This is a genomic window from Clostridium sp. (assembly GCF_032552055.1).
In the GTDB taxonomy this organism is placed as follows: domain Bacteria; phylum Bacillota; class Clostridia; order Clostridiales; family Clostridiaceae; genus Clostridium.
Genome location: NZ_JAWGSV010000401.1, coordinates 1 through 1,521, shown reverse-complemented (window position 1 = coordinate 1,521; position 1,521 = coordinate 1). Strand labels below are relative to the sequence as shown.

The window sequence follows — 1,521 nt, the reverse complement described above, 5'->3', positions numbered from 1 at the left end:
AATCAAAGCTGCTACTATAAAACCAAGACTACTTATATCTAGTTGAATATTTAATGTTGAGTTTCTATTTATTTTCTTTCTAGCATTTTCATTTGATTCTAAAATCATATTAACAAGATATTGAGGATTTATTCGTCCGACCTCCTGCATTGACGGTAAGGTAGTATTCCCCTCTATTAAAGAAAAGATAGATAACATCAGTACTACAATACCTTCAATAAACATTACATCTTTAATTGGAGTACCACTAACATTAGAAATAATACTTCCTAAAACAAACAAAGTTAATGAACTAATAATAAAAATAAAACTGAACTTTAAAAAGCTATTAGATTTAGTTTTTATCATAATAATCAACCTCCATATTCTCTTTTTCAATTAAATATTAACACTTACACCTATTAATCTCAACAGCTTAAGAGTCTATTTAAACATTTTCAATTATTAATATAACAAAATATACCTTTTCTTTTTAGTATAGTATTATTATTATAAAGTTTTTCATCATTAATTTTATTAATTAGGTAATTCCATTAAATAACTGCTAAATTTTTCATTTAAAAACATTTATAAACGCAGTTCAAAATGAAAGGATACTATAGCTAATCTATTATATTTACTTGTTTTGCCTTTATTCAGGATTTGATAATTAAATCTAAGAATAGTATATTAAAGTAAATGATAATCACTATCGATTGGAGAGATAAAAATGAACAATTTTATGATTGATATTAGAAACAAGACTAATGTATTGCATAAAGCAGCTGAAAGTTCAGGCTTTACAAAAAAATTATTAAACAAAGAAGCTTCAAAAGAAAGCTATATAGAGTATATATATAATTTATATTTTGTATATGAAGCAATCGAACATAACTTAGATAAATTAGAAAATAATGAATCTATTAAACCATTTATAACTAAAGAAATATATAGATCTGCTGAAATAAAAAAAGATATTGAAGCTCTTAATAAAGATAATAAAATAGAAAAATTAGCTTCAACTATTGCATATGTAGACAGGGTTAATTCTACAGTAGAAAAAAATCCAAAATATATAATAGCTCATGCATATACTAGGTTCTTAGCTGATTTATTTGGTGGTAGGATATTCTATTCAATACTTAAAGAACATTATAACTTAGAGGATAATTCTTTAAACTATTATGTTTATAAAGATTTAAAAGATATGAAGGCTTATGTAATGAATTATCATAATATGTTAAATACTTTAGAATTAACTGATACAGAAAAGGAAGAATTCTTAATTGAAATCTCAAACTCATATATATACAATATGGCTATATCTAATGAGCTTGACGCAAAAAACAATTAAGTCATAACAAATGGGGCTATTTATTAAACAGCCCCATTTGTAATTAATAATTAAAAATTATCGTTGTAATTCTGGAAGAATTACTAAAATAAATTACTTTTTAAAACTCCATTAGGAGTTTTTTCATTAATTTTTCATTATTCATTCTTAATTTTAAATTATACATCAATACTATATTTATTATATAT

At 23.0% G+C, this 1,521-nt stretch carries 2 protein-coding genes; one reads left to right on the top strand and one right to left on the bottom strand.

Features of this window, described 5'->3' with window-relative positions; all coding sequences use genetic code 11:
* A partial coding sequence (locus tag E6248_RS15915; protein WP_316341743.1) for a hypothetical protein occupies nt 1-348 on the bottom strand: 348 nt, incomplete at its 3' end.
* A gap of 361 nt (nt 349-709) precedes the next feature.
* Here E6248_RS15915 and E6248_RS15910 point away from each other — a divergent pair.
* Nucleotides 710-1,333, top strand: coding sequence for a biliverdin-producing heme oxygenase (locus E6248_RS15910; protein WP_316341742.1), 624 nt, complete (start codon nt 710-712; stop codon nt 1,331-1,333).
* Nucleotides 1,334-1,521: the final 188 nt, after the last annotated feature.